Raw genomic sequence first — 13,636 nt, forward strand, 5'->3', positions numbered from 1 at the left:
ACTCAACGGAGGCCGGGTCTCTCCTCCGTCACAGAGCAGGCAGCGTCCGTGGGCATGCGTCGTTGATGAAGCCCACAGCTCGCTGTCGGCGAGGGCTGCGCAGGGACACCCTGGTGTGTCTAGCCGCTGCGCACGGCGGACCGTCCCTCGTCACCCGGCAGGACCCAGCCCCAGCTCATCGGCATGACTGCCTGGCCGTGTCCTGCCGAATCCGATCCAGCGGCCGTTTTGGACTCAGCCGCCGCTCTTGCGTCGGAACGACCGCTGGTTCGCAGCCGGGCCGTGCGCGCCGCGGATCTTTGACGCGCCGGTGTTCGCGGCGATGTCGGCGGCGGCCGCCTGCATACCCCGCTTGCGCGCCAGGGCCTCCCGGAACTTGCGCTTCAGGTCGTCTGGGCCGTCATCGTCGGGCGAGAGAGCAGGACTCTCGACGTCAGCTGACTCCGAACCTTCTTGGGATGGAGACTCTGCGGTCATGGTGACCTCCTGGGTTCGGGCAGTGCCAAGCACAGCTTGTCATGCCAGGCGCCGCATGAGACGCCCGCGGCCGGCATCAGCCAGCGGCCGTCGCTCGTAGCTGTCACGCAGACCTTGGCCGCGGGCCGGGCGGGGGCCGCGGGGGCGGGGGCAGCCTGGCCGTCTCCGCCACGCGCAGCAGGGGGCACGGTTGCCTGGCCTGGCGAACGATTGACTGCAGGTCGTCGAGAACTGAAACAGCGCGGATCACGACCTGTTCTACGGCAAGGACGACGAACTGACCGGCAAGGACAAGGAAAACCAGGAGATCTCGATGCTCGCCCTGCACCTCCTCCAGTCCGCCCTGGTCCACGTCAACACGCTCCTGGTCCAAGAGGTCCTAGCCGAACCGAAGTGGGCGGACAAGCTCACCGAGGCAGACCGGCGCGGCCTCTCCCCGCTCTTCTGGACCCACGTGAACCCGTACGGAAGGTTCGAGCTGGACATGAACCGTCACCTACACCTCGGCCCGCTCCTCCCGCAGCAGCGCACCCCGCAGGACCACTCAACGCGAGAGGCGGACGCGACGGCACCTTGATCCTTTCGGTTCGGAGCCTGTTCAATCAGCAGATGACTGAGACCGATGTCGACCTTGGCACCGTCACCGTGGCCTCCGGGATGCTCGTGCTGGGGATGGCGGGCTGGATCGACTACTGGCCGCAGGTCGGGCGCCTGCTGTCCGAGCGGTCCCGGACCGTAGTAGCCGCTGGCGGCGGCCACCTGCACGGACCTGAGGACTCCGAGCCGTCCGCTTGGATGTGCGAGGCGATCGCCGTAGCAGCAGCCGCAGACCGGCCCCTGCAGGTGCGGGCCAAGACGTCAGCCTCACGCTTCGACGGGGATCCGACGATCGCCGTCCTGGAGGTCGACCTCGGTCTGCCCTGGTCCGGCCCCGACGACGGCGAAGCCGTGCAGCTCGGCGACCTGCCGGTCGACCGGTGCGGCATGGTCCTCGGCGACGCTCTGGCGCTGGACGGCTTCACCGGCCTGGACGGCCAGTCAACCGACGGCCTGGCGGACGTCACCTACTGGGGCAAGTACGAAGACACCGTCCATGCCCAGTTCGGCGGCGACCGCATCCCGCAGCACCCCAGCGGGCACGGCCCGCGCGGATGGCTCGACCTCCCGTTGGTCGAGGCCGAAGCGGTCGCCGAACGGCTCCGGACCTGGACCCGCGAAGGGCCCGGCAACGGCCTGATGGTCTCCGTCGACGCCCACACCGACTTCCACCGATTCAACCGCGCCGGATGGAACCACCCACTGCTGGCCGGCAACATCGAACTCGACGCCTGCCAAGTCCTCGGTCTCGCCTGGGACCCCCGAGGATCACTCCATGCGCCACCGCGGAGAGCGGGCGTACGGGCAGGTCTACCCCGCCACACTCCAAGCCCGCGCCGGCGAAGCGGTACTGCGCTGGACCATCCCGCCGTACGACCCTGACCAGTGAACGCATCCCGACTGGAAGCGCGCCAGAAGAACCCGGTTGAACTGGACGGTTAGGCCCGGCACACTCGCCCGATGAGCCACAGCCCGCAGTCGGGCCGCTGGGACGGTCCCTGGTACCGGGTTCGCACGGAGCACTTCGAAGCCGCCTTCCTTCCCAACGCCGAGGAGGATCTCGAGGCGGTGGACAACGTCGACGTCGTTGTGGACCTCAACGACGGATCTCGCTGGAGCGCGACCATCATCACCCTCGGACAAGTCGAGGTCGTCATGGCGAGATGGGCCGAAAGCGGGGAAGCCCTGGGAGGTGGCTACTTCCGGTGCTCGGACGGTCTGATCGTCCGTGATCCGGGCATCAGCAACATGGCCCAGGTACTCACGGGTCTGATCGAGTCCGACGAGTTCACGCAGATCCTTCGCCGACTCTACGTCTGACCCGGCACCGTCCGGGCCGCGGCGGCCTCTCAGCTGACGCAACCCAGCAGTCTTTTGGCCCTCAGTTGTAGATCGGGAAGGATGCCTGGAACGCCAGACGCTCGTCAGCCGCGTCGCCGATGCGAGCGAGAACCCCGTCGAGCGCGATGAACTCCCCCCATGCCGCTTGGCCGGTCGCCTGGGCCAGACGAAGCGGTCCCAGCCCGGTCGACCGCGCACGGCCGGGCAGCAAGCACCGCGTCCTCACCGACGGGCAGGGCATCCCGCTCGCGGTGTCACTGACCGGCGGCAAACCGCATTGACGTCACGCAACTGCTGCCACTGCTGGACAAGATTCCGGCAGTGGCAGGCGTCGTCGGCCGGCCGCGTCGTCGGCCCGACATGCTCTTCGCGGACCGCCCGCTCCCGCAGCGAACCGGCCGCCCGCTTCAGGGAGACCCGGCCCCAGGACGACTGACGGCACCGCCCTGGGGTTGACCCCCGCGCGGGAGCGCCCAGTTCAGGGAGCGGTAGAAGGCCAGGTGGCGCTGTGCGGCCGTGTCCCAGGTGTGGCGGGCGGCCAGTTCACGGCCGACGGCCTGTCGGGCCGGGTCCTGCCGCGTGAGGGCTTGGGCGAGTTCGTCGGCCAGGTCTTGCTGGGTGGCACCGAAGCGGGCAGCGCCCTCGAACACCTCGCGCAGCACCGGCAGATCACGGACGATCAGCGGGACACCCGCGGCCAGTGCCTCCATCGCCGCGAGCCCGAAGCCCTCCTTGACCGAGGGAAACGCGAAGGCGTCGGCCGCGGCGACCAGCGACGGCAGCTCCTCCTCGGCGACCTGGCCCAGGACGATCGGATCGACGCCGAGTTCGGCCGCCCGGGTCTCCCAGCGGGCCCGGTAGTCCCGGTAGTCGAAAAGGGTCTCGCCGCCCGCGATGACCAGTCGTACGTCGGGGTGGTCGGAGCGCAGCAGGGCGTATGCCTCCAGCAGGTCCAGTGATCCCTTGCGAGGCTCGATGCCTCCGACGCTGAGCACATAGCGGCCCAGCCGGTTCCTCCAGCGGACGCGGGCGGCCGCCGCTGTGGTGGCGAAGCGCTCGTAGGCCACACCGTTGGGGATCACCTCGGCCTTGATGCCCCAGCCAACGGCGAGGTCGGCGGCGACCGACTGTGAGACGCAGAGGTGCGCGTAGGGCTCGACGAGGGCCCGTTCGTGGCAGGCGGCCAGCTCAGGGGTGGTGAACTGGTCGAGGTGGTGGACGGTGCGGACGCAGCGGCCCGCCGCGTTGGCGCTGATGCAGTCCTGGGCGTGGACGATGTCGTACGGGGTGGGGTCGAAGGCCTCGCGGAGGGTAGCGATCGAGCGGAGGATGCGCTCGCCCACGGTCTCGCCCTCCGGTCCGTCGAGAAACGGCACGATCCGTGTGCTCACCGCCGGATCGACCTCGCGGAAGAAACCGGAGTCGCCGCCGCGGCCCAGCGTCCACACCGTCACGTCCTGCCCGGCGGCCGCCAGCGCCTCGGCGAGGGCCAGGGTGTGAACGACGCCGCCGCGCGGTTTGGTCGAGTAGCTGAGCAGGGCGATCTTCACGAGGGAGTCTCCCGGTAGGCGGCGGGGCGGCGCTCGTCCAGGTGGCGCAGGACGCGGCGGGCTCGGTCCATCTCGGTGGCCACGTCGACCTCGGCGACGGCGAGGCCGGCCTTGGCCCAGGTGCGGGCGAGGATGTCGCCGCCGGGGCCGACCACCTTGGACTGGCCGAGGAAGCGCATGCCGCCCATCGCGCCGGTCTGGTTGGAGGAGGCGAGGACGACCTGGTTCTCGGCGGCGCGGGCCTGGTCGTAGAGGTCGAAGAGCTTGGCCTGGCGGTCCTGGGCCATGCGCGGGGCGCGGTTGGTGATGCTGGTGGGCCAGGCGGACAGGCAGGCGAGGATCTCGGCGCCGTCCAGGGCCAGGGAGCGGGCGGACTCCGGGAACGTCTTGTCGTAGTCGATGAGCATGCCGATCCGGCCGACCGGGGTGTCGAAGGCGTCGAAGCGGTCGCCCGGCGCGTAGGCCGCGACCTCGCCGGCCGGGAGGTGGACCTTGCGGTGACGGCCCAGGACGCCGTCGCCGCTGACGCAGACGGCCGCGTTGTAGTGCTCGTCGCCGCCGTCCTCGCAGTAGCCGACGCAGACGACCATCTCGGCGGCCAGGCGGGCGACCTGGAGGATCAGCGGGTCGTCCGGCTTGAGGGCCGGGGGCAGTGCCTCGGGGTCGGGGTGGCGCAGGTCGGCGAGGTAGCCGCCGAGCGCGGCGTCGGGTAGGACCAACAGCCCGGCGCCGGAGCTCCGCGCGTCGTCGATGAGTTTCGCGATGCGCGCGAGGTCGAACTCCAGGTCCCGGCCGAAGTGGGCGGCGGCGGCCGCGATCCGGATCGTGCTCATGTGCTGACTGCTCCTGCGTACGTGTAGGTTTCCGGGCGCCGGTCGCGCAGGTGCCCCATCGAGCGGCGGGCGGTCTCCAGGGCCTGGGCCACGTCGAGTTCGGCGATCGCCAGACCGGCTTCGACACCGGTGTCGGCGAGGATCTCGCCGCCGGGGTCGACGACCTTGGCGCTGCCGACGAAGCGTAGCGACCCGAAAGTACCCGCCTGGTTGGCGGAGATCCACACGATCTGGTTCTCCAGGGCGCGGGCCCGGTCGAAGAGGTCGAAGCGGCGCTTCCAGCGGTCGCCCGCGAGATCGGCCGCGGCGTTCGTCCGTGCGCCCGGCCAGGCGGAGACGACCACGCCGATCTCGGCACCCTCCAGGGCCAGCGCCCGCGCGGACTCGGGGAACGCCTTGTCGTAGCAAATCATCATGCCGATCCGGCCGACCGGGGTGTCGAAGGCGTGGAAGCGGTCCCCGGAAGCGTAGCTGGCGTCCTCGCTGAGCGGCTGGTGGACCTTGCGATGGTTGCCGAGCACGCCGTCGCCGTTGACGCAGACCACGCTGTTGTAGCGGGCGTCGCCTGCGGCCTCGCAGTAGCCCGCGACGACCGTCATCTCCCCGGCCAGGGAGGCCAGTCGGCGGATCTCGGGGCCGTCGAGGGCGAGCGCGGGCGGTCCTTCGTCCAGCTCGCTGTCGTCGTCGAGGCTGAGCAGGTAGCCGCCGAGGCAGGCCTCCGGCAGGGCGAGGAGTCGTACCTCCTGCTCGCGTGCCTCCTTGATCAACCGCTCGGCGATCGCGAAGTCCTCTTCGAGGTCGCGGCCGAAGGCGGCGGCGACGGCCGCCATACGCAGGGTGCTCATGCGGTCCCCATCCCGGTCACCGTGGAGGTGACCGCTTCGGTGATCTCCCCGTCGGGCCAGCGCAGCCCGACGCCTTGTCCAGCCGTCAGCTCCCCGCACACGGCGCCCGTCGCCGGCCCTGCCGGGAGCGGCGGGGCGTCGGGCTCGTCGGCGGTAAGCATCGCGAAGCCGGGGAAACACGTGAACCAGTCGCCCGTCGACGCGGCCTTTGGCCGGGGCACGGCGGCGACGTCGAGGACGGCTCCGCACCCGCTCGCCTCCGCGAGCATGCCGAGCGTGCCGACGACACCGGCCATCGACACGTCCTTGGCGGCCGCGGGCCGGGCGGCGGCCACCGCGCCTGTCATGGTGCGCAGTTCGTCGATACGACGGTGACTGGACGAATCCCACTGGCGGCCCCGGTATCCCCGGCGCCAGCTGCCGCCGAGGTCGGCGGTGAGCCGCACCGCGTGCCCGGGCCGCCCGCCGCCGCCCGGGACCGGACGGTCCGTACGACCCAGCGCGGTGACCGACAGGGCGGCGGGCACGCCGAGTTGGGTGTGCCCGCCGAGCACGGGCACGCCGTACGCCTGTGCCGCCTGCCCGAGTCCGTGGAGGATCCGCCGGGCGTGGGCCGCGTCCCGGGCGCCCACCGCGTCGAGCAACCCGACCGGTGAAGCGCCCATCGCCGCGAGGTCGTTGACGTTGACGAGGACCGAGCACCAGCCCGCCCACTCCGGGTCCCGCTCGACCATCGACGGCACGATCGCGTCGCAGGCGGCGATCACATCCGTACCGGGCACCGGCGCCCCGTCGTCGCCGACGAATCCGGCGCCACCGAGGACACCGGGGATGCCCGGGGTGTCGGGGACGGCCTGCACCCTCACTCCCAGGGCCCCGCCGGCCGGGTCCTGGTCGAGGGCGCGGGCCGCCGCTGTGGGGAGGGCCGCGAGGAGCGGCCCGAGTGGGGACTTGGTGGCCGCCGCGAGATCCGCGATCCGCCCGATCGGCCACCGCATCAGCACATGCGGGGCGTCCGCGACCGTCGTCGCACGCACCCGGCGCCAGCCGAGCCGCTTGAAGAGGACTTCGTTGCGGACCTGGACGGTCGCGTCGAAGCGCAGCACACCCTCGGCCTCCGCCCGCGCACATGCCGCCCGGACGAGCGCGGCGCCGATGCCGTGCGGGCCGCGGGCGCCGGGGGCGACGACGAGCCGGCCGCCGGCCCACCAGCCGATGTCGGGGCCGTCTGCGACGGGACCGAGCCGGACGCCGCCGACGACGGTGCCCGCGTCGTCCTTGGCGACCAGCACGAGCGTACGCAGGTCGGCGTCCCGGTCGTCGAGGTCGTGGCCCGTGAACAGGCCCTGCTCGTGGACGAAGGCGTCCCGGCGCAGTCGACGGTAGGCGGCCACCTCGCCTTTGTCTGCCGCCTGTTCGATGTGGAACCCGGGCCGGTGGCGAGCGAGGGTGCTGCGGTCGCCGAGGAGCGCCAGGATGTCGACCGGCGCGTCCGCCATGGGCAGGGCCGTGGATCCGTCGAGGTACACGGACATCAGCCGCCCGCCGTCTTCAGCACGCTGCACGCCCCGCAGGCCGCGCAGCCCGCCCGCTGGTCGGCGCCGCTCATCCCGACCGCCCGCAGCTTGTCCGCGACGCCCTCGGTGACGTACCGCAGCTGCTCCGCACCGGGGGGCTCGATCCCGTCCCGGGCGGCGAGAGTGCCACCCATCGGGCGGAAGGGGACGACGAAGGGGTACACCCCCCGGTCGATCAACTCCGCAGCACCCGCGATGAGTTCGTCGGGATCCTCACCGAGGCCGACGAGCAGGTAGGTGGAGACCCGGTTGGGTCCGAAGACCCGTACCGCCTCGTCCCACGCCGCCTCGTACTCGGCCATCGGGACGGTGGACTTGCCGGGCATCCAGCGCCCGCGGACCTCGTCGTCGAGGGATTCGACGTGGATGCCGATGGCGGTGGCTCCGGCATCGTGCAGCGCGCGGATCCAGGCCAGGTCGGCCGGCGGTTCGCACTGCACCTGGATCGGCAGCCCCGGTACGGCCTTCAGCACCTCCCGCACGGAACGTACGAGATTGCGGGCACCCCGGTCGGGACCATTGGTCGTACCGGTCGTCATGACCATCTGCCGCACGCCGTCCAACCGCACGGCCGCCTCGGCGACTTCGGCCAGCTGGGCCGGGGTCTTGGCGGCCACCGTGGCGCCCGAGCGCAGGGACTCCTCGATGGTGCAGAAGCGGCAGCGGTCGGACTCGGCGTAGCGGACACAGGTCTGGACGACGGTGGTGGCGAGGACGTCGGAGCCGTGCAGGCGGGCGATCTGCTCGTAACGGATGCCGTCGGCGGTCGTCAGGTCGTAGAACTTCGGGCGGGGTACGGCGGTCAGGGTCAGGCCGGTGTCCGTGAGTGCCCCGGCCTCGTCGCCGAGCCACACCTTGCCGTCGCGTACGGAGTAGGGGCTGTCGGGGTTGGTGGGCAGCGCGGCGTTGGCACCGTCGACCAGGACGTGTCCGTCGTCGCTCGGTCCGGCACCGTCAGGCCGCCGCACGGGGGCTTCCAACGCCACTCCGTGCAGGGCGAGTTCGGCGCGGGTCATGATCCGCACATCCACCGCCGTACTGGTCGTACCGGTGCCAACGCTCACGGCATACCCCTTACAGCTGGTAGGTGGAGTTGATGATGGCGCCCTTGCGGGCGTAGTGGATCAGGGCGTCCTGGACGTCGAGGGGGTGGGTCGGGATGACGCCCTCGATGAGGTCCTCCTCGCGGGCGCCGTGCAGGGACAGGCCGAAGCGGCAGCAGAAGACCTTGCCGCCCTCGGCGAGGAACGTCTTGAGCTGGTTGTTGATGTTGTGCTCGCCGGGGAAGGCGGAGTTGCCGACGGTCGGGAAGCCGCGCGTGGCAAGGCAGTTGAGCGAGCCCGGGCCGTAGAAGTAGATGGCGGTCTCGAAGCCCTTGCGCAGGGCGCGGGTGGCCTGGAGCACGGCGACGAAGGAGACCGAGGACTCGTGGGCGATGCCGTGGACGAGGGTGAAGTAGGCCTCGCCGTCCTCGGCCTTGTAGTCGGGGAAGACCTTGGTGGAGCCGTAGATGCTGGTGCCCTCGGGCAGGGACGGGTGGGGGATCTCGTTGAGGGACTTCTGCTCGATCTCGGTGAGCTCGACGGTTTCTGACATGGCTGTCTCCCTGTACGCGGTGTGGTTGGGGTCGGTGGTCAGTCGTAGAGCGCGGCGAACGTGTCCCGGAAGACCAGCTCGCCGAGTTCGCCGCCGCCGGTCGCTTCGGCGAGCCGTGCGTACTCGCCCGTGAAGTCGCCCCACGGCTGGTCGCTGGCGAAAAGCACCCGGTCGTGGCCGATACCACGGCGCTCGATCTCCTGGGCCAGCCAGCGCGGCGTGAAACCGATGGCCCAGGAGAGGTCGGTGTAGACGCGCTTGCCGGCGTCTATCCAGTCGAAGAACCGGCCTCCGACCAGCTTGATGTGGCCGCTCATCCCGCCGCCGAAGTGCACTAGATGGACGGGAACGTGGTCGGCGTACCAGTCCACCAGGTTGCCGACCTCGTCGATGTCGGAGGCCGCACCCGGCGACGTGTGGACATGGACGACCAGGCCATGACGGCCGGCTTCCTGGAAGATCCGGTCCAGCATCGGGCGGCAGGCCGGGTCGGTGGGGCGCCCGCCGAGCAGGAAGCTCAGCTTCAGTGCCTTGACGCCCCGTTCGCCGGCCAGCGCGAGGGCGAGTTCGGTTCGCTCCGAGTCCTCAGGGCGCGGGGAGACCCACAGGCCGGCCCGGATCCGGTCGTCGCTCTGGGCGGCCTCGATCGCCAGCTCGTTGAAGGAGAAGGCGATGGCGGGGTCCGGGACGCCGTAGTTGGGGATGACCAGGGCGCGTTCGGTGCCCTCGGCGTCCAGGTCGGCCACGAGCTGCTTGACCGTGGCGCGGGCGGTGGTGTCGGGGTGGACGGGCGGTCCGCCGTAGAAGGGATAGGCGGGCAGGACGCCGATGTGGCGGTGTGCGTCGAAGACCATGGGCGGATACCTCCCTCAGCCGATCGGAAGCGCGGAGGCGAGTTCGCTGGGGGCACCCGTGAGGGCACCGCAGACGTCGGCCATACGACGCGAGGCGTCGATGTGGTTCGCCAGGAATTCTGCGTCCCGGCCCACCGCCTCGAAGCGTCCCGAGCCCCACGAGTACTGCCAGGGCAGGCCCAGGAAATACAGGCCGGGCGTGCTGGTGACGCCACGCCAGTGCATGGGGTAGCCGCGGCCGTCGAAGACGGGTATCTCGACCCACCGGTGGTCCCGGGTGAAACCGGTCGACCAGACGACGGAGGTGATGCCGGAGGCCTCCAGGTCCAGTGCGGCCGGCTGCTCGGAGGGCTCCCACACCGGCGTGTACCGGGGCTCGTCGGGGGCTTCGAGGCCCTGCGCGGCGATGTGGGCGTCGATGCTGTCCTTGATGCCCTCGGCCACGGCGTCCGCCCGGTCGAGGTTGACCTTCAGGTCGTCGGCGAACTCCATCCGCGCACCGTCGATACCGGTCAGCCGGCCGTACAGGCGCATCCCGTCACGGGCGAAGGCGCGCAGGTCGACGTCGCGGCCGCCGTCGCGCCCGGTGACGTAGTGGTTGACCCGCATCCGGACGGCCCCCGCGTCGTCGAACTCGTCGATGCCGCGGGCGTAGTAACCCATGTGGTCGAGCCAGGCGACGCAGTCCCGGCCGCGGTAGAACCGGGCCACACGGGGCGCGCTGCCGACAGCCAGATGGACCTGCCGGCCTGCCAGGTGCAAATCCTCGGCGATCTGACAGCCGGACTGCCCCGTGCCGACCACCAGGACGGCCCCGTCGGGAAGTTGGGCCGGGTCGCGGTAGCGGGAGGAGTGAACCTGCTCGATGTCGGCGGGCAGCCGCTCGGCCATCCGGGGGATGGACGGGGTGTGGTAAGGACCAGTGGCCACGACCACCTGGTCGGCCGTGAACTCCCCTTCGCTGGTCGCCAGTTCGAAGACGCCACCGGCGCCCCGGCGCAGTCCGGTGACGGCGACGCCTTCTACCAGCGGGGGTTGGAAGAAGGCGACGTACTCCTCCAGGTACCGGATGATCTCGTCGCGGACCATGAAGCCGTCGGGGTCGTCCCCCTGATACGGGTAACCGGGTAGTTTGCACTGCCAGTTGGGGGTTACCAGGCAGAACGAGCCCCAGCGGCGCTCGCGCCACTCGTGGCCGACCCGGCTCCGCTCTACGACGATGTGCTCGATGCCGCGCTCACGCAGGCAGTAGCTGACCGACAGGCCGGCCTGACCGCCGCCGACGACCGCCACCGGGTAATGGGCCCCAGCCAGCCGCGGCGCGCTCATCGTGGGCTCCCGTCGGCTTTGCTCAGAGCCTCGACGGTGACCTTGGCCCCGTCGAGGGAGGCGTACGCGGCGGCGGTCTCCTCGATCTGCGCCAGCTGGTCGGACGCCCCCGTACAAGCGAACCCGTACTTCTCACGCACCCGGCCGCTCGCGATACCGAGCGCCGTCCGGCTCCGCTCCACGAAGTCGCCGAGCTCGTACACGCCACCGGTGGTGAGGTAGTCCTCGATTACCGTGGAAGGTGAGTAGCAGCGCTGGGTCTCTCCGTCGGGCCAGCGCACATGGAAATACAGCTCAGGCATGAAATCCTCCATGCGTGGCGCCGAGGTCTTGGCACCTCGCCGCTGCTTGTGAGGACCACTTCAGCCAGCACGAATTACCGAACGGCGTCATCCGGAATAAAGCGGAGTTACGTAGTGCTCACGCCAAGTGGCGTTGTCGGTACGCAGAGTTGCCTCTGAGGCAAATTGAATGCGCCGAATGCCGCGCTGCTACGGATAAAGCACCTTGCCACCTTCACCCGAGAACGTCAGGGCTGTTCGATCCGCCGGGCCAAAGAATGCAGCTGAACCGCGAGCTGAAGCCTCAGGGCGTGTCCAGCAGTTGCCAGTCCTTCCCGAGCAGGTCGCCGATGCGCTCGATCCGTTTGAGGAGCGTGTTGGTGTGGATGTGCGGGGCGCGTGCGGTTCCGGCGAGGTTGCGGAGTTGCGAAGTACGCGGTGAGGATGCCAGGAGGTTCGGTTCCGCGTTCGGCGTCATGGGCGACGAGCCTGCCGCGGGAGTAGTGGTAGTTCGTCGAATCCAGCGGTGGTTGTGGATTCACGACGGGTCCGGTTGGTCGTACGCCGGTGATAGGAGCCAACTGCCTGGCTGCGGGCTGAAAATGACTGCTCGCCGTCCGTGTCCGCCCACGCCGGCGCCGTTGGAGGAGTAGGCGGCCCGGTGCGACGACCTCTTCTTCAGCCTGGCACAGCGGCGAGGGCGTGCGCAGGCATGACGATCACCACGCGAGTGGTGAAGACTGGATAGATGCCTCATGACCCCGGCGGACTCCTGTTCGTAGCGCTCGGCTTCATACTTGTCGCCGCCGGATTCGTCTGGCGGGGACGTGTCCTACGCCCCCTCTCGGTGAAACGGGCCCAGGCGGCCGTGATCCGGGACCGTTCCAGGACCCTGCTGCGTTCTGCCGACATGGCGATCGCTGAAGCGCGCCGCCGGGCCGCACGCGGCGAACCGGCCATCGTCACGGTCGAAGCCGTGACCAGAGTGGCGTGCCAGCACTACGGGCACGTCTTCGTGGAGCGCGAAGAAGCAGCTGCGGCCCTGCGCGAGCGCTGGGAGGCCGCCAACTGCCGGGTGGACTGCATGACCGACGCTTTCAACTGACCGCTCCTCGGCAAGCCCTTGATGCCATAGGCCGAGGCCGTCACCTGATCAGTGGTCACGCTGAAAGGGCCCAGGCATCGGGGGGCAGGTGCGCCGCGGCCACGTGGACGCTGTCCCGGAGAGAGTCGGGGACGGTCACGTCGGGAGGCCCCTTCCGGAGACGCCGGAGCCCGCGGAGCTGGGCAAGGTTGTCGATCTGATGGCCGCCTTGCAGGAGTCGGTGGAGAAGGCCAGGTCGTCTCGTGGTGAGGACGCCGATGTCCACGAACTGCCGACGAAGAAGGCCGCGGCCAAGGAGGCGGCGAAGAAGCAGTCGGCCACGAAGACCGCCCAGACTGCCAAGGCCGCCACTAAGAAGGCGGCAGCCAAGAAGACGTCCGGGCGCCACTCTCGCAGCGCCTGACCCCGGGCCCGGCGCACGGCTGCGCCTGAATGCCGATCTGCAACAGGTCCCACCAGGGTGGCCCCAGGGGATGAAGGGTCTGGCCCGTCACCTCGGGGGGTGCGACGGGCCAGACCTGAGCCTTACGGTGCCACACGGCGATGCGCCGCGCGCATTTCTAGAGCATGCGGAGTACGCCGACGACCTTGCCGAGGATCTGCGCCTGGTCGCCGGGGATCGGCTCGTAGGCGGGGTTGCGGGGCATGAGCCACACCTGCCCCTCCTGCCGGCGCAGCACCTTGACGGTTGCTTCGTCCTCCAGGAGCGCGGCGACGATGTCGCCGTGGTCGGCGCTGTCCATGCGGCGGACGATGACCATGTCGCCGTCACAGATCGATGCGTCGATCATGCTGTCGCCGGAGACCGTCAGGGCGAACAGGTCGCCGTCACCGACGACTTGGCGGGGCAGGGAGTAGACGTCCTCGACCAGTTCCTCGGCGAGCAGGGGTGCACCGGCGGCGATCCGTCCCACCAGCGGCACCTCGACCGGCGCTTCGCTCCTGGCGCCGAGGTCGGGTGCCCAGGAGGGCCGTACCTGGTAGGCGCGTGGACGGTGCGGGTCACGGTAGAGGACGCCCTTGCGCTCGAGGGTCATCAGCTGGTGGGCGACCGAGGACGTACTGACGAGGCCCACGGCCTTGCCGATCTCCCGCATCGACGGCGGGTAACCCTGCCCCGCGACCGACTCCGTGATGTAGCGGACGATGGCCGACTGGCGGTCCGTCAGCTGCCCCTCGGCGGTACCGGAGCCCGGGGGACGGCCCCGACGTGCTGGCGCGCTGTTGTCCATCCCGGCACCTCCCTACAAG

Annotated in this window: 17 protein-coding genes and 1 pseudogene; 6 read left to right on the forward strand and 12 right to left on the reverse strand. The window is 70.3% G+C overall.

Features of this window, described 5'->3' with window-relative positions; translation table 11 throughout:
* Window positions 1-234: 234 nt before the first annotated feature.
* Window positions 235-477 carry a DUF5302 domain-containing protein gene (locus OG252_RS00745; RefSeq protein ID WP_266452786.1) on the reverse strand — a complete coding sequence of 81 codons (243 nt, stop codon included), beginning with the start codon at window positions 475-477 and terminating at the stop codon, window positions 235-237.
* Between the two features lie 277 nt (window positions 478-754).
* On the opposite strand from OG252_RS00745, the gene OG252_RS00750 reads away from it, so the two are divergent.
* The 4 genes and pseudogenes from OG252_RS00750 to OG252_RS00765 form a co-directional block, all read left to right on the forward strand.
* A complete protein-coding gene (locus OG252_RS00750; protein ID WP_443068478.1) occupies window positions 755-1,054 on the forward strand; it encodes a Tn3 family transposase in 300 nt (99 codons plus the stop codon).
* Window positions 1,055-1,086: 32 nt separating this feature from the next.
* Window positions 1,087-1,956 carry a hypothetical protein gene (locus tag OG252_RS00755; RefSeq protein ID WP_329332865.1) on the forward strand — a complete coding sequence of 290 codons (870 nt, stop codon included), beginning with the start codon at window positions 1,087-1,089 and terminating at the stop codon, window positions 1,954-1,956.
* A 78-nt stretch (window positions 1,957-2,034) separates the two neighbouring features.
* Window positions 2,035-2,394, forward strand: coding sequence for a hypothetical protein (locus OG252_RS00760; protein ID WP_266452782.1), 360 nt, complete (start codon window positions 2,035-2,037; stop codon window positions 2,392-2,394).
* Window positions 2,395-2,588: 194 nt separating this feature from the next.
* Window positions 2,589-2,793, forward strand: a pseudogene (locus OG252_RS00765) (transposase); the annotation flags it as partial.
* A gap of 29 nt (window positions 2,794-2,822) precedes the next feature.
* Here the strand turns inward: OG252_RS00765 and OG252_RS00770 are convergent.
* The 10 genes from OG252_RS00770 to OG252_RS00815 form a co-directional block, all read right to left on the reverse strand.
* On the reverse strand, window positions 2,823-3,965 hold the full coding sequence (locus OG252_RS00770) for an MSMEG_0565 family glycosyltransferase (protein WP_329332868.1): 1,143 nt from the start codon (window positions 3,963-3,965) through the stop codon (window positions 2,823-2,825).
* Window positions 3,962-4,798 carry a carbon-nitrogen hydrolase family protein gene (locus OG252_RS00775; protein WP_329332870.1) on the reverse strand — a complete coding sequence of 279 codons (837 nt, stop codon included), beginning with the start codon at window positions 4,796-4,798 and terminating at the stop codon, window positions 3,962-3,964. Before OG252_RS00775 ends, OG252_RS00770 begins: the two co-directional genes overlap by 4 nt.
* On the reverse strand, window positions 4,795-5,643 hold the full coding sequence (locus tag OG252_RS00780) for a carbon-nitrogen hydrolase family protein (protein WP_329332872.1): 849 nt from the start codon (window positions 5,641-5,643) through the stop codon (window positions 4,795-4,797). Before OG252_RS00780 ends, OG252_RS00775 begins: the two co-directional genes overlap by 4 nt.
* Complete coding sequence (locus tag OG252_RS00785) at window positions 5,640-7,178, reverse strand: MSMEG_0567/sll0787 family protein (protein ID WP_406499307.1); 1,539 nt, start codon at window positions 7,176-7,178, stop codon at window positions 5,640-5,642. Before OG252_RS00785 ends, OG252_RS00780 begins: the two co-directional genes overlap by 4 nt.
* Window positions 7,178-8,284 carry an MSMEG_0568 family radical SAM protein gene (locus OG252_RS00790; protein WP_329332876.1) on the reverse strand — a complete coding sequence of 369 codons (1,107 nt, stop codon included), beginning with the start codon at window positions 8,282-8,284 and terminating at the stop codon, window positions 7,178-7,180. Before OG252_RS00790 ends, OG252_RS00785 begins: the two co-directional genes overlap by 1 nt.
* A gap of 10 nt (window positions 8,285-8,294) precedes the next feature.
* Window positions 8,295-8,816: an MSMEG_0572/Sll0783 family nitrogen starvation response protein gene (locus OG252_RS00795; RefSeq protein ID WP_329332878.1), complete on the reverse strand. Its 522-nt coding sequence runs from the start codon at window positions 8,814-8,816 to the stop codon at window positions 8,295-8,297.
* 38 nt (window positions 8,817-8,854) lie between these two features.
* Window positions 8,855-9,670 carry an amidohydrolase family protein gene (locus OG252_RS00800; protein ID WP_329332880.1) on the reverse strand — a complete coding sequence of 272 codons (816 nt, stop codon included), beginning with the start codon at window positions 9,668-9,670 and terminating at the stop codon, window positions 8,855-8,857.
* A 15-nt stretch (window positions 9,671-9,685) separates the two neighbouring features.
* On the reverse strand, window positions 9,686-10,999 hold the full coding sequence (locus OG252_RS00805) for an MSMEG_0569 family flavin-dependent oxidoreductase (protein WP_329332882.1): 1,314 nt from the start codon (window positions 10,997-10,999) through the stop codon (window positions 9,686-9,688).
* Window positions 10,996-11,301 carry an MSMEG_0570 family nitrogen starvation response protein gene (locus tag OG252_RS00810; protein WP_266452767.1) on the reverse strand — a complete coding sequence of 102 codons (306 nt, stop codon included), beginning with the start codon at window positions 11,299-11,301 and terminating at the stop codon, window positions 10,996-10,998. The genes OG252_RS00805 and OG252_RS00810 overlap by 4 nt, the downstream gene beginning before the upstream one ends.
* Before the next feature lie 283 nt (window positions 11,302-11,584).
* Window positions 11,585-11,758, reverse strand: coding sequence for a helix-turn-helix domain-containing protein (locus OG252_RS00815; protein WP_329332884.1), 174 nt, complete (start codon window positions 11,756-11,758; stop codon window positions 11,585-11,587).
* A 270-nt stretch (window positions 11,759-12,028) separates the two neighbouring features.
* Here OG252_RS00815 and OG252_RS00820 point away from each other — a divergent pair, with 270 nt between their 5' ends.
* Both OG252_RS00820 and OG252_RS00825 read left to right on the forward strand, forming a co-directional pair.
* On the forward strand, window positions 12,029-12,385 hold the full coding sequence (locus OG252_RS00820) for a hypothetical protein (RefSeq protein ID WP_266452765.1): 357 nt from the start codon (window positions 12,029-12,031) through the stop codon (window positions 12,383-12,385).
* Between the two features lie 199 nt (window positions 12,386-12,584).
* Complete coding sequence (locus OG252_RS00825) at window positions 12,585-12,788, forward strand: hypothetical protein (RefSeq protein ID WP_329332886.1); 204 nt, start codon at window positions 12,585-12,587, stop codon at window positions 12,786-12,788.
* Between the two features lie 157 nt (window positions 12,789-12,945).
* On the opposite strand, the gene lexA is transcribed toward OG252_RS00825, so the two are convergent.
* Window positions 12,946-13,617 (reverse strand): transcriptional repressor LexA, encoded by a 672-nt coding sequence (gene lexA, locus OG252_RS00830; protein WP_329332888.1) that lies wholly within the window; start codon window positions 13,615-13,617, stop codon window positions 12,946-12,948.
* Window positions 13,618-13,636: the final 19 nt, after the last annotated feature.

The sequence above is a fragment of the Streptomyces sp. NBC_01352 genome, assembly GCF_036237295.1.
GTDB classification, from domain to species: Bacteria; Actinomycetota; Actinomycetes; order Streptomycetales; family Streptomycetaceae; genus Streptomyces; species Streptomyces plumbiresistens.